Annotated in this window: 20 protein-coding genes and 1 pseudogene; 4 read left to right on the forward strand and 17 right to left on the reverse strand. The window is 57.8% G+C overall.

Annotated elements, in window-relative coordinates:
• Both porA and APR53_01100 read left to right on the forward strand, forming a co-directional pair.
• Window positions 1-548 (forward strand): annotated as a pseudogene (gene porA / locus APR53_01095).
• Window positions 549-1,448, forward strand: coding sequence for a pyruvate ferredoxin oxidoreductase (locus APR53_01100; GenBank protein KQC03325.1), 900 nt, complete (start codon window positions 549-551; stop codon window positions 1,446-1,448).
• 9 nt (window positions 1,449-1,457) lie between these two features.
• Here the strand turns inward: APR53_01100 and APR53_01105 are convergent, their stop codons facing one another.
• The 14 genes from APR53_01105 to APR53_01170 all read right to left on the reverse strand — a co-directional run bounded on the left by APR53_01105 (window position 1,458) and on the right by APR53_01170 (window position 12,025).
• A complete protein-coding gene (locus tag APR53_01105) occupies window positions 1,458-1,961 on the reverse strand; it encodes a hypothetical protein (protein ID KQC03326.1) in 504 nt (167 codons plus the stop codon).
• Between the two features lie 38 nt (window positions 1,962-1,999).
• Window positions 2,000-3,205: a threonine synthase gene (locus APR53_01110; GenBank protein KQC03327.1), complete on the reverse strand. Its 1,206-nt coding sequence runs from the start codon at window positions 3,203-3,205 to the stop codon at window positions 2,000-2,002.
• Window positions 3,206-3,262: 57 nt separating this feature from the next.
• On the reverse strand, window positions 3,263-3,997 hold the full coding sequence (locus APR53_01115) for a hypothetical protein (GenBank protein ID KQC03328.1): 735 nt from the start codon (window positions 3,995-3,997) through the stop codon (window positions 3,263-3,265).
• Window positions 3,998-3,999: 2 nt separating this feature from the next.
• Window positions 4,000-4,797, reverse strand: coding sequence for a nitrilase (locus APR53_01120; protein KQC03329.1), 798 nt, complete (start codon window positions 4,795-4,797; stop codon window positions 4,000-4,002).
• A gap of 4 nt (window positions 4,798-4,801) precedes the next feature.
• On the reverse strand, window positions 4,802-5,002 hold the full coding sequence (locus tag APR53_01125) for a hypothetical protein (protein ID KQC03330.1): 201 nt from the start codon (window positions 5,000-5,002) through the stop codon (window positions 4,802-4,804).
• Between the two features lies 1 nt (window position 5,003).
• The gene (locus tag APR53_01130) at window positions 5,004-5,657 is read right to left on the reverse strand and encodes an antibiotic resistance protein MarC (GenBank protein KQC03331.1); all 654 of its coding nucleotides are present in this window, start codon (window positions 5,655-5,657) and stop codon (window positions 5,004-5,006) included.
• 104 nt (window positions 5,658-5,761) lie between these two features.
• Complete coding sequence (locus tag APR53_01135; GenBank protein KQC03332.1) at window positions 5,762-6,211, reverse strand: nucleoside diphosphate kinase; 450 nt, start codon at window positions 6,209-6,211, stop codon at window positions 5,762-5,764.
• Window positions 6,212-6,218: 7 nt separating this feature from the next.
• Window positions 6,219-6,410 (reverse strand): 50S ribosomal protein L24, encoded by a 192-nt coding sequence (locus tag APR53_01140; GenBank protein ID KQC03333.1) that lies wholly within the window; start codon window positions 6,408-6,410, stop codon window positions 6,219-6,221.
• Window positions 6,411-6,416: 6 nt separating this feature from the next.
• Window positions 6,417-6,623: a 30S ribosomal protein S28 gene (gene rps28e / locus APR53_01145; protein ID KQC03334.1), complete on the reverse strand. Its 207-nt coding sequence runs from the start codon at window positions 6,621-6,623 to the stop codon at window positions 6,417-6,419.
• A gap of 7 nt (window positions 6,624-6,630) precedes the next feature.
• A complete protein-coding gene (gene rpl7ae, locus APR53_01150) occupies window positions 6,631-6,999 on the reverse strand; it encodes a 50S ribosomal protein L7 (GenBank protein ID KQC03335.1) in 369 nt (122 codons plus the stop codon).
• A 120-nt stretch (window positions 7,000-7,119) separates the two neighbouring features.
• Complete coding sequence (locus APR53_01155; GenBank protein KQC03336.1) at window positions 7,120-9,138, reverse strand: hypothetical protein; 2,019 nt, start codon at window positions 9,136-9,138, stop codon at window positions 7,120-7,122.
• Window positions 9,128-10,099, reverse strand: a complete 972-nt coding sequence (locus tag APR53_01160; protein ID KQC03337.1) for a lysylphosphatidylglycerol synthetase — start codon at window positions 10,097-10,099, stop codon at window positions 9,128-9,130. The genes APR53_01155 and APR53_01160 overlap by 11 nt, the downstream gene beginning before the upstream one ends.
• Window positions 10,083-10,799 (reverse strand): glycosyl transferase, encoded by a 717-nt coding sequence (locus tag APR53_01165; protein KQC03338.1) that lies wholly within the window; start codon window positions 10,797-10,799, stop codon window positions 10,083-10,085. The genes APR53_01160 and APR53_01165 overlap by 17 nt, the downstream gene beginning before the upstream one ends.
• Window positions 10,796-12,025 carry an amine oxidase gene (locus APR53_01170; protein ID KQC03339.1) on the reverse strand — a complete coding sequence of 410 codons (1,230 nt, stop codon included), beginning with the start codon at window positions 12,023-12,025 and terminating at the stop codon, window positions 10,796-10,798. The genes APR53_01165 and APR53_01170 overlap by 4 nt, the downstream gene beginning before the upstream one ends.
• A gap of 113 nt (window positions 12,026-12,138) precedes the next feature.
• On the opposite strand from APR53_01170, the gene APR53_01175 reads away from it, so the two are divergent.
• Both APR53_01175 and APR53_01180 read left to right on the forward strand, forming a co-directional pair.
• Window positions 12,139-13,317 (forward strand): cell division protein, encoded by a 1,179-nt coding sequence (locus APR53_01175; protein ID KQC03340.1) that lies wholly within the window; start codon window positions 12,139-12,141, stop codon window positions 13,315-13,317.
• Between the two features lie 79 nt (window positions 13,318-13,396).
• Window positions 13,397-14,440, forward strand: coding sequence for a hypothetical protein (locus APR53_01180; protein ID KQC03341.1), 1,044 nt, complete (start codon window positions 13,397-13,399; stop codon window positions 14,438-14,440).
• A 160-nt stretch (window positions 14,441-14,600) separates the two neighbouring features.
• On the opposite strand, the gene APR53_01185 is transcribed toward APR53_01180, so the two are convergent.
• Genes APR53_01185 through tuf form a run of 3 tightly spaced genes read right to left on the reverse strand, consistent with a single transcriptional unit; the run spans window position 14,601 to window position 17,828 of the window.
• Entirely contained in the window at window positions 14,601-16,202 is a 1,602-nt protein-coding gene (locus APR53_01185) for a glycosyl transferase (protein ID KQC03342.1), read from the reverse strand.
• 8 nt (window positions 16,203-16,210) lie between these two features.
• Window positions 16,211-16,519: a 30S ribosomal protein S10 gene (gene rps10p / locus APR53_01190; protein KQC03343.1), complete on the reverse strand. Its 309-nt coding sequence runs from the start codon at window positions 16,517-16,519 to the stop codon at window positions 16,211-16,213.
• A gap of 31 nt (window positions 16,520-16,550) precedes the next feature.
• Entirely contained in the window at window positions 16,551-17,828 is a 1,278-nt protein-coding gene (gene tuf / locus APR53_01195) for an elongation factor 1-alpha (protein ID KQC03344.1), read from the reverse strand.
• Window positions 17,829-18,003 lie beyond the last annotated feature (175 nt).

Genomic DNA, 18,003 nt, shown 5'->3' on the forward strand with positions numbered 1-18,003 from the left:
CGATGGGCATGTACGCAACGCCGGATTATTACATGGAGTTCAGGTACGACATCGACCGGGCGATGGACCGGGCGAAGGATATTCTGGTGACGGCAGGCCGTGAATTCGGGGAATTAGTCGGCCGGGATTACAGCGGGCTGGTGGAGGAATACCGGCTTGAGGATGCGGATATGGCATTCGTGGCAATGGGATCCCTCTGCGGCACGGTCAAGGATGCGATAGATGAGATGAGGGATGCCGGCATAAAGGCGGGGCTTCTCAAGATCCGGTCCTATCGCCCGTTCCCGCGGGCGGAGATCGCCCGGGCGCTCTCGGGGGTTTCCCGGGTGGCGGTGCTGGAGAAGAACGTCTCGCTCGGGTCTGCGATGAAGGGATCGGTCGGGCCTGAGGTGAAAGACGCCCTGTGGGGAAGCGGCATCGATGTCTTTTCCTATGTTCTCGGCCTTGGCGGACGTGACGTGCGAAAGAAGGACATCGCCGCCATCAATGCTCTGGCGACGGTGGGAAAAGGGGATATGTTCTACGGCCTTCGTGAGGAGCTGATCTGAATGGTTGACAAATCACTCGAACTTTTTGAATGTGGTCACCGTGCCTGCGGTGGCTGCGGACCGGCACTCGCAGCCCGCCTGATTATGAAAGGCGCGGGGAAGAACACGATCGTCGTTGCCTCGACGGGGTGCATGGAGGTCTTCTCGACCCCGTACCCCGAAACAGCATGGAAAATACCCTGGATTCACTCGCTATTCCAGAACGCCGCGGCCGTTGCGTCCGGAGTGGAGGCATCACTCAAAATGCAGGGCCGTGATGAAAAGGTCGTCGTCATCTGTGGCGATGGGGCGACATTCGATATCGGGATACTCTGTATCAGCGGTGCTTTTGAGAGGGGCCACGATATCACGTACATCTGCTATGACAATGAGGCGTATATGAATACGGGCATCCAGCGGTCCGGTGCAACACCGTACGACGCAAGCACGACGACAAGTCCTGCCGGCAAGCACTCCCTCGGCAATAGCCGCCCGAAGAAGGATCTCCCCCGGATTCTTGCGGCCCACGGTGCACCCTACGTCGCCACGGCCTCTATCGCCTACCCGAACGATCTCATGCAGAAGGTGGAGCGTGCGGTCAACACTCCCGGCCCGTGCTATATTCAGATTCACGCGCCCTGCAGTACAGGCTGGGGATTTGAAGGTAGCAAGACGATCGAGATGGGGAAGCTAGCGATCCAGACGGGTCTGTGGGTAAACTTTGAGATGGTCGACGGAGAGGTCGTAAAGGCCAAAAAAGTCGTCCGAAAGCCCGTTGAGGAGTACCTCAAAGCCCAGAAGCGCTTCCGCCATCTCTTCAAACCGCAGCCGAACACCGAAGAGATCGCGAAAATACAGGCCATTGCCGACAAGAACGCCGACCGGTACGGCATCGATATCAGGCTTAAACCAAAAGAATAAATTTCTTTTTTAGCTGCGACGGTTCATGAGAAGATAGGGCACGAGAAAAAGTGCACAGAGCGCAATCCAGAACGTGCCGAATATGATGAGCGCCTGTTCCCTGCCCGGGTCGTAGAACCTTGATTCGAACGAGCGAACCTGTTCCCACCGCACTGTTACGGTACCGTTCTCCTCGATAATCTCCGCACCCGGGCTGACCATACCCAGAAGCGGATTTTCCACATGGAACGGCGAAGGGATGATCAGTTCGATATCATAGGGACGGTCGAAGGTGGCCTGGAGGGTGCTGTCCCTGACGGGGCCGGTATACGTGATGGTATAGGTGCCCTTCGGAAAGGTAATGGAGGAAACCGCGTCATCAAATGCCACATCGCCGGTTTCGTTGAAAACCCGGACATCTGAAACGGTGATGGGGATACGTTCCCCGAGGAGCCCCTGCTCGACGAAGGTATAGGTGTCGGCATCTGCAACCTCAACCGTAGCGCGGTAGGCGGTTCCGTTCTCCAGCACCACGTAGGACCCCGTGAGCGCAAAGGCCGGTCCGCATATGATCAGGAGTACAAGACAGAGAGCAGCGATGCAGCGTCGGCATCGATCTCTATCGGCGGTTCGCATTGTCTGATCACCGTTTCCGGGTCTTTAAGGAGGTGTCCCGTCACCACGCACACGATCGTCTCATCTCGGTCGATGATACCCGATTCGACAAGTTTCCTGACACCGGCAACCGATGCTGCCGACGCCGGCTCGACACCGATGCCTTCTTTCCGGGCAAGATCGCGCTGCATCGCGAGAATCTCATCGTCGGTGACCGATGCGGCGGTTCCTCCCGTTGCACGGATGGCGGTGAGCGCCTTTTCGGCATTGACCGGTGCTCCGATGCGAATAGCGGTGGCAATCGTCTCTGGGTGCGCTGCAGGCACGAGTTCGGGAAGCCCCAGCTCTATTGCATCTACGACGGGCCGTGATCCTTCTGCCTGAATGCCGGTCATCATCGGCAGGCGATCGATGAATCCGAGATCGATGAGCTCGCCGAGCCCCTTGTGGACCGCCGAAATATTGCCCGCGTTGCCTACCGGGAGCACCATTCTGTCCGGCACACCGCCGAGCTGGTCGATCACCTCAAGACCGATGGTTTTCTGCCCCTCCAGCCTGAACGGGTTGATGGAGTTGAGGAGATAGAGGCCGTGGCTCTGGCAGAGCTCCTGGACCATCTCAAGCGCCTTATCGAAGTTATCGCGGATCGCGATCACCTTCGCTCCGTGCATCAGTGCCTGTGCCACCTTTCCGAGTGCGACCTTGCCGGCGGGGAGCAGGACGACGGCAGGAATCCCCGCTTTTGCTGCATATGCCGCAAGGCTGGCGGATGTGTTGCCGGTGCTTGCACAGGCGACGCTCGTCATCCCCAGCTGCAGAGCCATCGACACGCCCACGGTCATGCCGCGGTCCTTGAAGGATCCGCTCGGGTTCATTCCCTCGTGCTTTGCATACAGCCGGGGGAGTCCGAGCTCCTTCCCGAGACGGGTGAGATGGTAGAGCGGGGTTCCGCCTTCCTGGAGAGTAACCGGGTCGCCGCTCACGGGCAGGAGCTCCCGGTACCGCCAGAGGGTGAGGGGGCGGGCATTCCAGACGGACCGATCGATATGAAGTGAATCCAGATCGTATGTGACGGCGAGAAGGTGCCCGCACCGCACACACCGGTACAGGATTGCGTCCGGGGCATAGTCTGCTCCGCAGGATATGCAGACAAGACGGTACATGGATCATTATTCGCCGCGAGACCTATTAATACAGGATGGGGAGAGGGACGTCTCTTCTTATCCTCTCCGGCGAACCCCCGTGTCATACAGGAACAGCGCCCAGCAGGCGGCGCAGTACAGGATGGCGCCTGCCGGCACGGCTCCCGGCTCAAGAATGCCGAGAGGGCCGGCGATCAGGAAGAGCACCGCCCCGCCCCCGAGCAGCCCGGCAAAGATATCTGCGCGCCGGTCGTTGCGTCCGGACGGGAACGTCCCGGCAAGACGCATTTCGCTTACCGGAAATCCCCAGCAGACTCCGCTCCGGGTGCAGGAATCGGCAAGCAGGTGCAGAAGCGATCCCGCGAAGAATCCGCACCCGAAGATCAGCAGGGATGGCAGGGCTTGAACTTCGAAGAAGGAAAGTGCCGCTCCTGCATATGCGAGCAGCAGGGCGGTCGTCAGTGTGATACCTGGCAGTGAATGCATAAATCCGCGATGTGCCGGCCGGACGGCACCGAACGTGCAGATCCAGAGCAGAGCGGAAAGGGGGTAATAGATGCCGTACCGGATCACATAGCCTATCAGGGGGAGGACGATGACGGTATGGCGGGCAAACTGCCTCAGCGTTCCTCTGCCGCCTGAAAGTCCGCTCATGATCGCCGCATCCGCCGCATCGGCATCAGGAGCGAGCGACCCGACGAACACGCCCGCGATGGCGAGCACGATCCATGATGCCCCGAGGTCCGGGATTAGAGGAGCGAGCAGCAGTACGGCGCTCAAAACGCCGATTAACACGTGATGATCTCCCCGCACGCTTACCGTATTTCCCGCATCCGCATGTAAATGTCATCCCTGCGGTCCGAATGTATCGGAAGGGCGGCACGCGCCTCGCGAATGGCGGCGGTATCAAGTGCCGTAAGCATGCAGAGAATCCCGTCCCCTGCGCGTGAGAGTATCTCCCCGTCGGGCCCCGCGGCGATGGAATGGCCGCAGTATTGCTCCACCGGTGTTTTTCCGGTCGTGCAGGTTCCGGCAACAAAAAACTGGTTTTCAAGTGCTCTGGCACGGATGAGAAGCTCCCAGTGGGCGATTCTCCGGCAGGGCCATGCGGCGGGAACAAGGACCGCATCGACACCGGCACGGGAATAGGCGGTGAAAAGTTCGGGGAACCGGAGGTCATAGCAGATAGCGATGCCGAATCGCATGCCGGCAACGGAAAAAGTCGCACTCTCCTCGCCCGGCGAGAACGCTTTATGCTCGCCGCCGGGTGAGAAGAGGTGGATTTTGGCATACCGTGCGAGAATACTGCCGTCCGGACCGATTGCGATGGCGGTATTCCTCGGGAGTGGTGCATGAGCTTCCCGGAATGACCCGAGCACCGCAATTTCGTATCGGCATGCGAGATCACGGAGCCTCGATACGATGATACCATTCTCGTCTTCGATATGTGTTGCGGCTGCCGGATCCCATCCCGTTGCGAACTGTTCGGGGAAACAGATCAGGTCGGCACGGGCTCGCGCAGCCACGGTAAACGCCCGCTCCGCATAGGAAAGGGTTTTTTCAGGGCTGTTCCAGACGCTTTTTATCTGGGCGCTGCAGAGAAGAGGGCACATGGCCTCACCACGATTCGCCCGCCTTGCCGTACCATATCATGATGGCAACTCCCACAACCACGAGTGCCGCCATTACGACAAGGATCACGTCTGCAAACGGGATGTTTATTCCGATGATCTGCAATGCAATGACGCAACCGCCCACGATAAGACTGAGTGAGGTGAGCAGTTCACCCGATAGAAATCGCGTTCTTTCCCCTGACATCTTATACCCCCCCGGAAAGCATGGGAAACGCGGTGGAGATGCCGTTGATGACAAACTGTACTGCGATGGCGATGAGGAGTATTCCCATCACCCGGTTGATCACGCGGAACTCCCGCTGGCCGATCCTGCTCGTCACGGAGTCGGCATGTGTCAGGAGAACGTATGTGACAAGAATGCTTGCGGCGATAGCGCCGATGACGATTGCAATTAAAAACACATTATTCTGACCTGCCTGGTTCGATAATACGACGGCCGTGGTGATGGATCCCGGACCCGATATCATCGGGATGGCGAGCGGCATGACCGAGACGCTTTCCGCGTCAATGGATTCGTACTTTTCCGTGGCGGTCATTTTTGTGCGGGAGGTCTTGGCATTCACCATCTCGATACCGATACCGAACAGGAGCACTCCGCCTGCAATCTGAAACGCATCCAGCGTGATCCCGAAGAGCTGGAGAATATAGCTTCCCGCAACTGCGAAGGTGACGAGGATGGCACCGGCTACCTGGCACGAAACCTTTGCCACGTCGTGTTTGATGGCACGTTCCATCCCGTCCGTAAGGGTAACGTACACCATCGTTGCTGCCAGGGGATTGACGATGATGAGGAGCGACGAGAGGCTCAGCAGTGCAAAGGAGAGGATGTCCCCGTCCATTACTCAATTGTGCACCTGCCGCCACATAATTGTTTGCGGTGGAATTCGAAAAATAAGGTTTTTCCTCAGCTGGAGGGCTTTTTCAAAGCCCCCCGCCGCGGGTGTTATTCGTACAGGAACGGTTCGTCGATGCGGGTGTAGTCCACCAGTTCGCCGGGGCGGAAGTGAATCGCGATCTCGCGCTCAGCGGTCGCGTCCGAGTCGGAGCCGTGGATCACGTTCATACCGATCTCGAGTCCGAAGTCGCCACGGATGGTGCCGGGCGCCGCTTCGGCAGGACTCGTCGCACCGATCATCGTACGGGTGATAGCGACGACATCCTTTCCCTCCCAGACCATGAGAAAGCAGGGGCCGCTCATGATATAGGCCTTGAGGCTGGGGAAGAACGGCTTTGACACGTGCTCGGCGTAGTGCCGCATAACGCGCTCTTCGGGGAGACTTTCGAATCTGCCTGCGACCATTTTCAGGCCTTTTTTCTCAAAACGGGCAATGATTTCGCCGATAAGCCCCCGCTGGACACCGTCGGGCTTCACCATCAGGAAGGTGCGATCCATCGCTGGATCACTCCTTGCCGCGGGCTTTTCTCCCGGCCTCGGTCCAGAGCACCTTGCGGGGTACCCTGCGGAGACGGAAGTTGTTCTGGCACTTGGACGAACAGAAATAGAATATGCTGCCGTCCTTTTTGACAAACATCTTCCCCGTGCCGGGTTCGATCTGGTCTCCGCAGAAGCTGCATTTGTAGATTTCGACCATAATCGTTCACCTTCTCGAGAGTTTCTTTGCCTCGCGCTCGGTTTCGAGCAGCATCAGGACATCACCCTCGCGGATCGGACCGACGGTGTTCCGGGTGATGATCCGTCCCTTGTTGTTGCCGTCAAGAATGCGGCATTTCACCTGCATGGCTTCGCCGTGCATGCCGGTGCTGCCGATGACCTCGATGACTTCTGCCGGCGTTCCATCTGCCATGGGAACCTCACTTCCTCAGTTCGGCAAGCTGGCCGACGATCTCATCGACGAGTTCCTTCGCCTTGCCGGGTTTCACGATAGCCGCCGCGGCGGAACCGACTTCGAGGCCGCTTGCGGCGCCGATATCGTTCTGCTTGGTGATGAAAATATACGAGCTCTGTTTTTCGTCGCAGAGCAGCGGAAGGTGCATCACAATCTCTTCCGGCTCCACGTCAGCGCCGATAAGCACGAGCTGGGCAATGCCGCGCTCAATTGCCTTTGTAGCCTCGTTTGCCCCTTTCTTTACTTTGCCCGTGTCTCTGGCAATCTCGAGTGCTTCCAGAGCTTTATTCTGGATCTCATCAGGTACGTCAAATTTTACGTAAACTTTAGCCATAACTCACCTCATTCAGGAGTAGCGTATTCTCCCTCATCACTCATCAGTCAGTGATTGATGCAGCCATATTATTTTAACAGGAGGACGGATAAAGGTTTGTCACGCCTCTTTTCTGTCCGCTCATGTATCCGGCGAATCAGGTGCTGTTTCCGCCGGAATCCGATAGATCTGCACGCCCTCTGTGTCATAGACCCGTTCGAGCGCATCGACCGGAATCAGAACGGAATACTTCTCACGCTCCAGTTCACCCACATAGAGCAGGTTTGCGCCATAGGTGCGCATGAGGGACATGGTCGCCCCGGGTTGTTCGTAGATGGTTTGCACGTCGGCGATCCGCCGCGCTACTGCCGCGCCGTCGCCCCGCCACATCTGCTCGTGAAACGGCATGCCGAGAACGGCGGGAATGCCCGTCGCAGACGATATGCGTGAGAAGTACGTATAGTCGTCACCCACGGCCTCGACGAGGATGTCGCCCGGCGGCAGCGACCTGAGGTACCGTATCGCGGATGCATCTCCCGGATGGGCCGTTTCAAGCCATGCGAATCCGTCGAGGGTCCGGCTGCCGTATCCGTAATCGAGATCGGGCATGGCCGCGGGCAGGACGATGATCGCACCTACAAGCAGGACGAGGGCGCTCTGTCCCGCGTTCCGGGGAATACGGGCGTTAAGGGATGACGTGCCGAGCCATTCAGCCAGAGAGAGAAGCGTCCCGGTACCGAGCAGCATCCAGGCGACGAGCGAGAGCTTGAATACCGTGTTCATCCGGAGGTACGCGGGACCCATATTATCGGCAAGATACAGGAGTTCAATCAGGATAAGAATCCCGAGGCCCCCTGCAGCAAGAAGTTCCGCAGGTTTTTCCGGCTTTTTCGCGAGCAGGCAGGAAAACGGCACGGCAGTAATCGCCGCCGCTGCGTAACCGGCAATCGAGAGCGCCGCTGCCGGGACCAGCAGGAGTGGACGCCTGACTATCCCCGGGATACAGGTGATGAGGAAATATCCGAGAAATATTCCGTTTACCATGAAAAATGCGGCGGGATCGGACGGAACGGGGACACACCCGATCCCGCTGATGCTGCCCGGCTGCAGCATCAGATAGTAGGGAAGGTAACAGGCGATAGCACACAGGGGCACAGCCGCTGCAAACATCCATCCGTCGGAAGCAGCTCCGTACCGCCTCAGGATCAGCCCGCCGGCAAGGAGCGTGAGGGGAGCATATGCGAGGATATCCCAGGAATTCAGGAGCGGCATTGACCCGAGGGAGAGTGCCGCGCAGGCACAGAGTACGACGCGGTCCCGTCGGGCGAGATCCCCCCAGCGTTTATACGCGAATGCGAGAAGGAAGATGAAGAGCGCCTGATTAAAAAGCGAGATGACGTGGGCATGGGGATCTCCCCAGAGAAAGGAGAAGAGGGGAAACTCGTTGATCGTTGCTTCGATAACCCGGGTGCTCCCCCACATGACGGCAGGTGCGTCGTTGCCCGTGAGGATGAGGAAGACAAACATGGGATTCGGGATAACGAGGGCCATGGCCGGAAGCCACCGGAACCGCGGGAGCAGGAGGTCTCCGGTGGCGTACAGGGCAACCGCTGCCATGCCGAAGACCGTGGGGAGGATAAGGTTGAAGACGACGGATGACGGGATGCCGGTGACAACGCCGACCGCCCCGGCCATCCAGTGGCCTAAGTAGTAATACATGTCGAGGGCTCCTCCGGCAAACCAGGGATCGGCCGGCGCCACGACGGGAGAGCGCATGATGGAAGCGAGGAATGCATGGTCCATGAATTTCTCGGCAAAGGAGATGCTCGGGTTGAAGAACCTGACTTCGAGCATGAAAATGAATCCGAGAAGAAACGCACCGTCCCAGCGAAGGGCCCGCCGAATCCTCTCCGGCGTGTACCAGCCGCGGGCACCCGCGTACAGGACACATGCACAAAACGGCAGTAGCGCGGCATGGAGCGGGATGCCGGCAAGGGCAGAGTACCATGAGACAATGGTGAAGAGAAGCAGGGAGAGGGGCCAGGCGACGGCCGCGGCTCTCCCGCGGAATGTCTCTGTAAGAAGCGGCCACAGCCCTGCCTGCAGAAGTTTGAGCACGATGAGCCAGATGATGACGGCAGCGGCCTGTTCAAAGTTCAATGAGTTCCTCCGTGTTGAGTTTCCGGGCAAAGGCCGACCTGATGAGCCCGACCGCCCAGTCCCCGAAGGCGTACAGGGAGACGACTCCTCCCGCAAGCGTGACCAGATTCTTGATCAGGTGGTCGATGACCGCGATAAGTGTCGCAACGGCCGGGGCGACTCCGGCAAGCTCGAATGTCAGGGCAAGGGACAGCTCGTAGGTGCCGACACCGCCGGGTGTGAGGGGAACAGCTTTAACGAGGTTGCCGATGACAATGGCGAGCACGACAACCGGGAACGGAATCGTTTCCTGAAACATCAGTGCGACGACGGCACAGACACTTACGTCCACCAGCCAGATAATGAGCGACGAGAGCGAGAGATACGAGAGGGCACCGTACGACAGGGACGCCTCCCGCACCTGGTCGAGCATCGTGAGCACTATCCTGAGCCACCGGTGGTCGCTCCGGATTTTTCCGGCGGCGGCAAGGATAAGAACGAAGATCACGCCTCCTGCGATCGGGGCGGCGATAAGCGTTACGAACCAGTCGGGCACATTGACGACGAAGGGGAGCGTGACCGCGCCGAGAGCCGCGATTATGACGACATCGAAGACCCGTTCGATAAGAAGCGACGAAAGTCCCTGTGAATAGGTGGCGCTTTTCTCGTGTTTGAGAATCACCATCCTGACGAGATCGCCGAGCCGTGCCGGGACGATCAGATTGACCGTCTGCGAGATGAAGATGCACGCGGTCGCAAAGGAGGTCGAAACCGAAACAGAGAGGCCCTGCAGAATGTACCGGTACCTCGCTCCACGGAGCCACCATGCGAGCGTACAGAGTACCACGGCGGCAACGAGAGCGAGCGGGCTTGCGCTGGCGACCGCAACGGCAAGATCGTCCCAGACCCGTGCGAGCATATAGGCGATGATCGCGACAGCAAGCACTGTCGGGATGACGACGGCGCTAATTTTTCTCCACATACAGCTGCCACCAGAGACGGATGATGTCGGATCCCATCTGCACGACGTCGTTTTTACGGACGGATGTTTTCATCCCCGGCCGCCAGACCACCGGGATTTCCAGAATGCGGAATCCTTTGTGCTGGGCACGCACCAGCACCTCCGTATCCCAGAACCAGTGCGGTGCCCTCACCTCGGGCAGGAGGGAGAGCAGCCGTGAGCGGGAGAACGCCTTGAATCCGCACTGGTGATCATGTATCCGGCTTTTCAGGATGAACCGGACCAGCAGGTTGTATCCCCTGCTGGCAATGCTCCGCGACGGTGTCCGGACGGCATCGCTTCCCGGCATGAGCCGTGACCCGGTGGCGATATCATATCCCCTGCGGATGGCATCGATAAGAGCAGGGAGATGCTCCATCCCCGTTGCGAGATCAACATCGTAATAACAGACAATCTCTCCGCTTGCAGCCGTAAATGCCCGTTCGAGCGCCTTACCGCGGCCAAGCCGTTCGTCGGCATGCATCAGGCGGACACGGGAGTCACGGGTCTCCCACGCCCTGACGACATCCGCGCTCCCGTCAGTACTCCCGTCCTCTGCTATGATCAGCTCGAATCTCCCGGTTATCGCGCCGATGGCCTCGATTGACGCCGGAATGGCGTTGAGAAGGGCTTCACGGTCGTTAAAGACCGGGATTACCGCACTCACTTCCGTTCCGGTCACCGGGTACGCACCCCGCTGACGAGAGCCGCCACGTCCGAACCGGCCTGAACGGATCCTTCCATGCTCCGTTCCGGGTAATTCGGCCGGGAAAACATACCCGCGAGAAACAGTCCGTCCTGTGCGTATCCGGGAATAAGATGGCGGTACCCGGTCGTATAGACGGGGCCCGCCGAGGGCTCCACTCCGAGAGAGTGCCAGTGTATCTCCCCCGGGTCGACGGAAAACCGCCGGCAGAAGTCTTCAAGCATCCGCTCACCGGCATCCTCAGCCGGACGTCCCCGGAAGTACGATGCAAGATAGATCATGTGCTCCCCGTATCGTTCCTCCGGGATAAAATTCGTATGCCCGATCACCGCCCCATAGGGTGCATCGTCCTTCATATTGATCCAGTAGATTCCGCCGCAAACATCCCTCCCCAGTGCGAGCGTCATGCAGGCGGCTCCCTGGTACGGAATGGCGGGAAGCCGGGGCCCGCCTATCCGGGCGAGCTCGTGGGGAGCCATGGTGGAGATGACGGCATCGTACGGCTCACCGTTCACCTCCCATCCGGGTTCCGCCCGGGAGAGCGAGGTCACGGGAGTGCCGGTCATGATCCTGCAGCCGTCGGCGGTGAGCCGGTGCTCCAGTCCGCCGATCAGGTGGTGAAATCCCCCCTCCAGGTACCCGAGCCTCTCTCCCGCCGGTCCGCGATCCGACCGTATGGCAATGCGAGAGACGAGCCATGCGGCGGAAACCGAATCACGCATAGCCCCGAATTTGCTTCTGAGCAGGGGTTCGAAAAAGGATTGGTACACGCGGGTTCCGAGGTGTCCGGTGATGAAATCCTTCGCTGTCACCGCATCGAGAGCCTCACGGTCGAAGGATCTCGATCGGAGGGTGAGAAGGGCGAGCCGTGCCTTGTCCAGCAGGCCGAGATGCGGGTACCTGAGGATATCCGCCGGGGTGGTGAGTGGATACAGGGTTCCTCCGGCATAGTACCCGGTTGAAGCGGTTCGCCATTCGAGCCTTCCCGTCAGCCCGAGGTCATCGATGAGGGCGAGGAGCATCCGGTCTCCCGAGAAGCAATGGTGATAGAACCGTTCGATCCGGGTATCGCCTGAACCATAGGACGACAGGCACCCGCCGAGCACTGCGTCTTTTTCATACAGGTCGATCTGTTCTTCGTGCCGGAGCCGGTACGCAGCTGAAAGACCTGTGAGCCCTCCGCCGATAACGCAGATTTTCATTCTCAATATTAATCAAATTGGGCGCATAAGAAAGTTTTTGAACTTACGGGGATAAAATGTTTTAATATCTAGGAGATCAGGTATCTTCTTCATTCCAGTTGGATGGTGTTACAGTGAGAGTCTTTTTCATCGGATTCGGCCAGGCTGGCGGAAAAATAGTCGATATGTTTATAGAGCAGGATAAAAGAGGAGGGACCAATAATTTTCGGGGCATAGTGGTTAACACCGCACGAACTGATCTGATGGGACTGAAGAATATCGAACTCAAAGATCGGATACTTATCGGACAGACCGTGGTAAAAGGCCATGGTGTAGGCACCGATAACGTGACGGGGGCAAAAATTACCGCCGATGAGATTGACAGCATCATCAACGCAATCGATACGCGGGGCACCCATGACGTTGATGCGTTTGTTATCGTAGCGGGCCTTGGAGGGGGAACGGGTTCAGGAGGCTCCCCTGTTCTTGCACGGCACCTCAAACGGATTTACCGTGAACCCGTCTATTCGCTCGGCATCATCCCCGCACCCGAAGAAGGACGTCTCTATTCTTATAATGCCGCGAGGAGTCTCGGCACGCTTGTAAACGAATCCGATAACGTCTTCATTTTTGACAACAGTGCATGGAAGAACGAGGGGGAAAGCGTCCGAAGTGCCTATCAGCGCTTAAACGACGAAATTGTCCGGCGTTTCGGTGTACTCTTCCGTGCGGGAGAGGTGGGAAAGACCGGCGTTGGCGAGATGGTTGTGGACTCGAGCGAGATCATCAACACCCTCCGCGGAGGCGGAATCACGTCCATCGGGTATGCGGTCAGCGAGGTTGTCAATCCCCGTGTCAAGCAGAAGAAGGGCATTTTCGGGGGCCTGAAAGACTCCCTGAAAAAGAAGGAAGGTGCGGAAGAGGTGCTGATGGGCGAGGATAAATCCGCGAAGATTATCGCTCTTGTCCGCCGGGCAATGCTTGGCCGCCTCACCCTTCCCTGCGATTACACGACTGCCGAACGGGCACTCGTCCTCATCGCGGGCCCGTCCGATGAGATGGATCGCAAAGGCGTGGAAAAATCAAAAAGCTGGGTTGAAGAGAATATTGCCGGCGTTGAAGTCCGTGGCGGCGATTATCCGCTCGAGAGTTCTAAAGTGGCAGCAGTGGTCGTCCTCGCGTCGATCGGCGATGCCCCCCGAATCCGGGAGCTCCTCGAAATCGCCAAAGAAACCAAAGAAGATGTCATCAGGTCGAAGGAACGCCGGTCAAGCATGTTTGATGACGAGGGTGTAGAACCACTGTTTGAGTGAGGGTGCAGGAATGAATTTGAGGTTTGCTTCGATACTGTGTTTAATTCTGTTAATTTGCCTTATATCCCCGGTAGCGGCCGTGAACTACGATGTCGATCTTCTCGAAGTAACCCCTGAGGGGGATATTTCACCCGGTGAGCGGATAACGGTCCGCTGCATCGTAACACTGACGAGTGTCGGCACCGAAACATTTCCCAGCAGCCATGCGCTTGAAGCGTATACCGAGCTGGAGGACCTGAGCTGGACGTATACCATCCTTGTCAATGATGTCGGTCTTCCCATCACGGACGGGAAACGCTACCTGCGCATCATAGGCTGGAACCTTGCCTACCCGACGTCCAGCGAGGTGAAAGTTGAGTACCTGCTCGAAGGTGACGCTCCCGAGGTAACCGCGACACAGGAAAAGATCATCTTCCGGCTGCGCCAGCTCGATTCGAACGAACTTGTCATCACGAACGGCGAGACTCTCGTCGAGCGGACGATCATCAATCCCGGTGACATCGAGGCCAGTATTGCGGCTGTTGAACAGGATCTGGATAATCTCCGTGCCAGTCTTGACGAACAGTATGAGAACGGCGTGAACACAAATGCCGCCGAAGAGAAGTACGATGCCGCCAAGACGGAGATTACGAAGGCAAAGACCGCTTCCTACGGCACCGTCCAGACATACCTGACCAATGCCGAGACATACCTCGACGAAGCCGAGGTTCTGCTGGACGAAGCCTGGGCGGATAATGAAATTACGCAGGCGCAGGAAAAAATTGACGAGGTCGACGATGAGCTGACTTACTGGACGGTAAACCGGAGCATGAGTTCGGACAGCCGGGTGATCGCCATCAGGACACAGCTTGACAATGCCCAGACACTGCTGACACTGGCAAAAGACAGGCAGAGCTCGGGTGAATACAATCAGGCGCGTATTCAGGCACAGGGTGCGGAAGACAAGGCCGCAGCAGCCCTGAACGCCTCACTTACCCTCCGTGACGAAGTCGGAGAAGGATTTGCGCTGCCCAATTTCGGAGGGCTGGTCAATTACCTGCTCATCGGCGGATTCATTGTCATCGTGGCAGTCGTGGGAATTCTCTTCTACCGGCGGCGAACCCGCTGGGACGAGCTCGGTTGATTCCCTTTCATCATTTTCTTTTTTACGGCGGCACCCTGCCGCATGTGTGCATGAAATACCCGCACGTGAGACCGTACTTCCTCCGATAGTGTGTCATATCCGCAGGATAACTGCGGTGGGGAAGAAAAAAAGGATGTGATTTCCGTTTTGTCGGGCTCTGTTATATGCATGCAGGGGTATTCTCCCGGACAAAAACATCCCAGTTTACGCTGCCTGTTATCCCTTCCCGGGTAAAGTAATACGCCAGCAGACGGTCTTTGTTGTCATGCGTCGAGAACCAGTAGCTGTGGCGGTACGTCTCTTTTTCGTATCCGGGAAGTGACGGATAGCTCTCGAGGTCGTGGGCGATGATCAGGTCAAAGTCACGTGCACGGAGCGTTTCAGGGGATACCGGCGGCGTGAGGTACGCGATATGCGAATTAGCCTGCCCACGGTAATACCACGGAAGCGGCCAGTAGTTATCGGTTGTTATTGCAACTGTTGCGGAGGCGTCGATGAGCGCCATAATCGTTCGCAGGTCTTCGGAATTCTGCACCTGCACTATCGGTTCGTTGATGTCCGCCGGAGTGAATGCCACGTGGAGCGTCATGACCACGAGGAAGATAACGGCACCCGCGGCGGCAACGGATTTCCACCGGTCACGGTCGAGCCGGTAGACGGCAACAAAGATCAGGGGAAGGAGCTGGTGAAGAATCAGCCAGGGAACTTTCTCGCCGATATAAGCGTAGATGACAACGGACGTAATCATCCAGTAGATGCAGAATCGCATGAACTCATTCTGCCGGTCCATTGCAGGTACGGGCACGGGAAGGCTGGCCCGGAGCATCCTGTTGAAGAGTGCATCGATTCCGCCGATATTCTCCTCCGTTCCCGGCTGTCCGCGTGCAGGCGACATGAGGAACTGCAGGACGGCACAGCCTGCAAGCAGCAGCACCGGAAGTTCATAGAGCACGAAGAGGAGCAGGTAAAAATACGGCGGCCCGCCGAGCCGTTGCTGCTGGTGCATCGAGGTCCAGTGCTCGATTGCCCGGAGCCACCCGTCGGCGAGGATCTCCGGGTGCTGCAGAAACGACGAATAGAAGACCACCATGATGCCGGCGGCAACCATGATGCCGATAACAAGGTCCGCCTTCCACCGGCGGGGCAGGATGAGGGTGCGGCGCCATACCGCGTACACGAGGTATGAGCCGAATGTCGCGATAACAATAGGCATGTTTTCCTTTGCACACATTCCGAGCCCTGCAGCAGCGGCACCGATTATAAGGTACTTCCTCTCCCCCCGTTCAAAATAGTACAGGGCGGCGACAAGCAGTACGAGTGAAAAGAACACGATAAATATGTCATTTCTGAGAAAACGCGAGAAATAGACCATATCTGGTGAAACAGCAAGAAAGAGTGCCGCACCGACTGCCTGCCGCCCGCCGATATACCCGAGCCTGTAGATCGGGTAGACGAGCGGAATGAGCAGTGCGCCCGCGAGGGCGGGAATGATCCGACCGACGAGATCCGATGTTCCGAAGAGGGAAAACATCCCGGCGGTCACATAGTAGAGAAACGGCCCGTGATAGACGGGATCATAGCTGTAGGTGCCCAGCGTCTGGAGGCGCCACGAGAACCATGCATGCACCGCCTCGTCGTGATGAAACAGCTTGAGATCGAGGAGCGTAAACCGTGCAATCAGGGCAATCAGGAAGAGAAGAAGAAAAATCCTCTCATATGAGAGGTGTGAACGTAGTATTCGGGTAAATACCGCGGCTGTCACGCCGCGCCTCAACTCTCGAGTACGATCTCGATGCCTATGTCTTTGGGCACCTGGATTCGCATCAGCTGCCGGAGGGCACGCTCGTCTGCGTCCATGTCAATCAACCGCTTGTGCACGCGCATCTGCCAGCGATCCCATGTGGCGGTTCCCTCCCCATCCGGGCTTTTGCGGATAGGAATGACCATGCGCTTGGTGGGAAGCGGAATCGGGCCTGCCAGATTCACGCCTGTACGCTCTGCAATCTCTCGTATGCGGTCACAGACCATTTCTACTTTCTGAAAATCGGTGCCGGTGAGGCGTATTCTGGCTTTTTGCATTGGTGGTCACCTAAAAAGTATCGGGAGGGGATTATCTCATCTGCTTGGCGTCGATGTCAATGCACATGCCGGCAGCGATAGTGGATCCCATATCACGGATGGCGAACCGTCCGAGCTGCGGGATTTCCTTCACTTTCTCGATGACCATCGGGCGCGTGGGCCGGAGCTTGACGATCGCGGCATCGCCGGTTTTCAGGAACGTGGGGTTCTCTTCCTTGACCTGGCCGGTGCGGGGGTCGAGCTTCTTCTGGAGCTCGACGAACGTGCATGCGATCTGTGCGGTGTGGCAGTGGAAGACCGGGGTGTACCCGACGGTCAGGGCGCTCGGGTGGTGGAGAACGACGATCTGCGCGGTGAACTCCTCGGCCACCGTGGGGGGAACGTCGGCGGGACCGCAGACGTCGCCGCGGCGGATGTCGCCCTTGCCGATACCCCGCACGTTGAAACCGACGTTGTCGCCGGGCAGTGCTTCGGGCTGCTCTTCGTGGTGCATCTCGATGGACTTAATCTCTCCTTCCTTGTTGGCGGGCATAAAGGAGACCTTCATCCCCTTCTTCATGATGCCCGTCTCGACACGGCCGACGGGGACCGTTCCGATACCGGAGATGGAGTACACGTCCTGGATGGGGAGACGGAACGGCAGGCTTGTGGGCTTCTCGGGTGCTTCGAGCGTGTCGAGCGCCTCAAGCAGGGTCGGACCCTTGTACCAGGGAGTATTGTCGCTCTTCTTGGAGATGTTGTCGCCGGCGAATGCGCTCATTGCGATGAAATGGATGTTTGCGGGGTTGTATCCGACCATCTTGATGAGCTGTGAAAGCTGCTCCTTCACCTCGTTGTAGCGCTTCTCTTCGTACTTGGAGGCATCCATCTTGTTGATGCCGATGATGAGCTGGTTGATGCCGAGCGTCCGGGCAAGGAACACGTGCTCCTTGGTCTGCTCCATGACACCGTCGGGTGCGGCGACAACGAGCAGTGCTGCATCGGCCTGGGATGCGCCGGTGATCATGTTCTTGACGAAGTCGCGGTGACCGGGACAGTCCACAATGGTGAAATAGAACTTCGGCGTGTCGAACCGCTTGTGGGCGATGTCGATCGTGATACCGCGCTCGCGCTCCTCTTTGAGGTTGTCCATGACCCATGCGAACTCAAAGGAACCCTTTCCTTTTGATTCCGCTTCTTTTCGATAGTTTTCGATGATGTGCGGCGGTACGGCGCCGGTTTCAAAAAGCAGACGGCCGACTGTTGTTGACTTTCCGTGGTCAATATGTCCGATGACGGCCAGATTCATGTGAGGCTTATCTGATGCCATAATCCTGTCCTCCTGTTACTAATTACCTTCGGGACGGTCGCAGACGTCCCGATCGTATTGATACGAGTATCATATATTGGAAAGCATGCTATATAAAGCATTTCTCTTGGGAAAAAACTCTGCATTATCGGGCGTTTGCCGGTAATCGGCATGCTCTTATTTGTTCCCGGTACCT

Source organism: Methanoculleus sp. SDB (genome assembly GCA_001412355.1).
Classification (GTDB): Archaea; Halobacteriota; Methanomicrobia; order Methanomicrobiales; family Methanomicrobiaceae; genus LKUD01.

Bases quoted from the DNA above. Each gene is read 5' to 3' on its own strand.
- APR53_01100 (KQC03325.1), top strand. From the start codon at position 549: ATGGTTGACAAATCACTCGAACTTTTTGAATGTGGTCACCGTGCCTGC.
- APR53_01110 (KQC03327.1), bottom strand. From the start codon at position 3,205: ATGTACCGTCTTGTCTGCATATCCTGCGGAGCAGACTATGCCCCGGAC.
- APR53_01120 (KQC03329.1), bottom strand. From the start codon at position 4,797: ATGTGCCCTCTTCTCTGCAGCGCCCAGATAAAAAGCGTCTGGAACAGC.
- APR53_01125 (KQC03330.1), bottom strand. From the start codon at position 5,002: ATGTCAGGGGAAAGAACGCGATTTCTATCGGGTGAACTGCTCACCTCA.
- APR53_01130 (KQC03331.1), bottom strand. From the start codon at position 5,657: ATGGACGGGGACATCCTCTCCTTTGCACTGCTGAGCCTCTCGTCGCTC.
- APR53_01135 (KQC03332.1), bottom strand. From the start codon at position 6,211: ATGGATCGCACCTTCCTGATGGTGAAGCCCGACGGTGTCCAGCGGGGG.
- APR53_01140 (KQC03333.1), bottom strand. From the start codon at position 6,410: ATGGTCGAAATCTACAAATGCAGCTTCTGCGGAGACCAGATCGAACCC.
- rps28e (KQC03334.1), bottom strand. From the start codon at position 6,623: ATGGCAGATGGAACGCCGGCAGAAGTCATCGAGGTCATCGGCAGCACC.
- rpl7ae (KQC03335.1), bottom strand. From the start codon at position 6,999: ATGGCTAAAGTTTACGTAAAATTTGACGTACCTGATGAGATCCAGAAT.
- APR53_01160 (KQC03337.1), bottom strand. From the start codon at position 10,099: ATGTGGAGAAAAATTAGCGCCGTCGTCATCCCGACAGTGCTTGCTGTC.
- APR53_01170 (KQC03339.1), bottom strand. From the start codon at position 12,025: ATGAAAATCTGCGTTATCGGCGGAGGGCTCACAGGTCTTTCAGCTGCG.
- rps10p (KQC03343.1), bottom strand. From the start codon at position 16,519: ATGCAAAAAGCCAGAATACGCCTCACCGGCACCGATTTTCAGAAAGTA.
- tuf (KQC03344.1), bottom strand. From the start codon at position 17,828: ATGGCATCAGATAAGCCTCACATGAATCTGGCCGTCATCGGACATATT.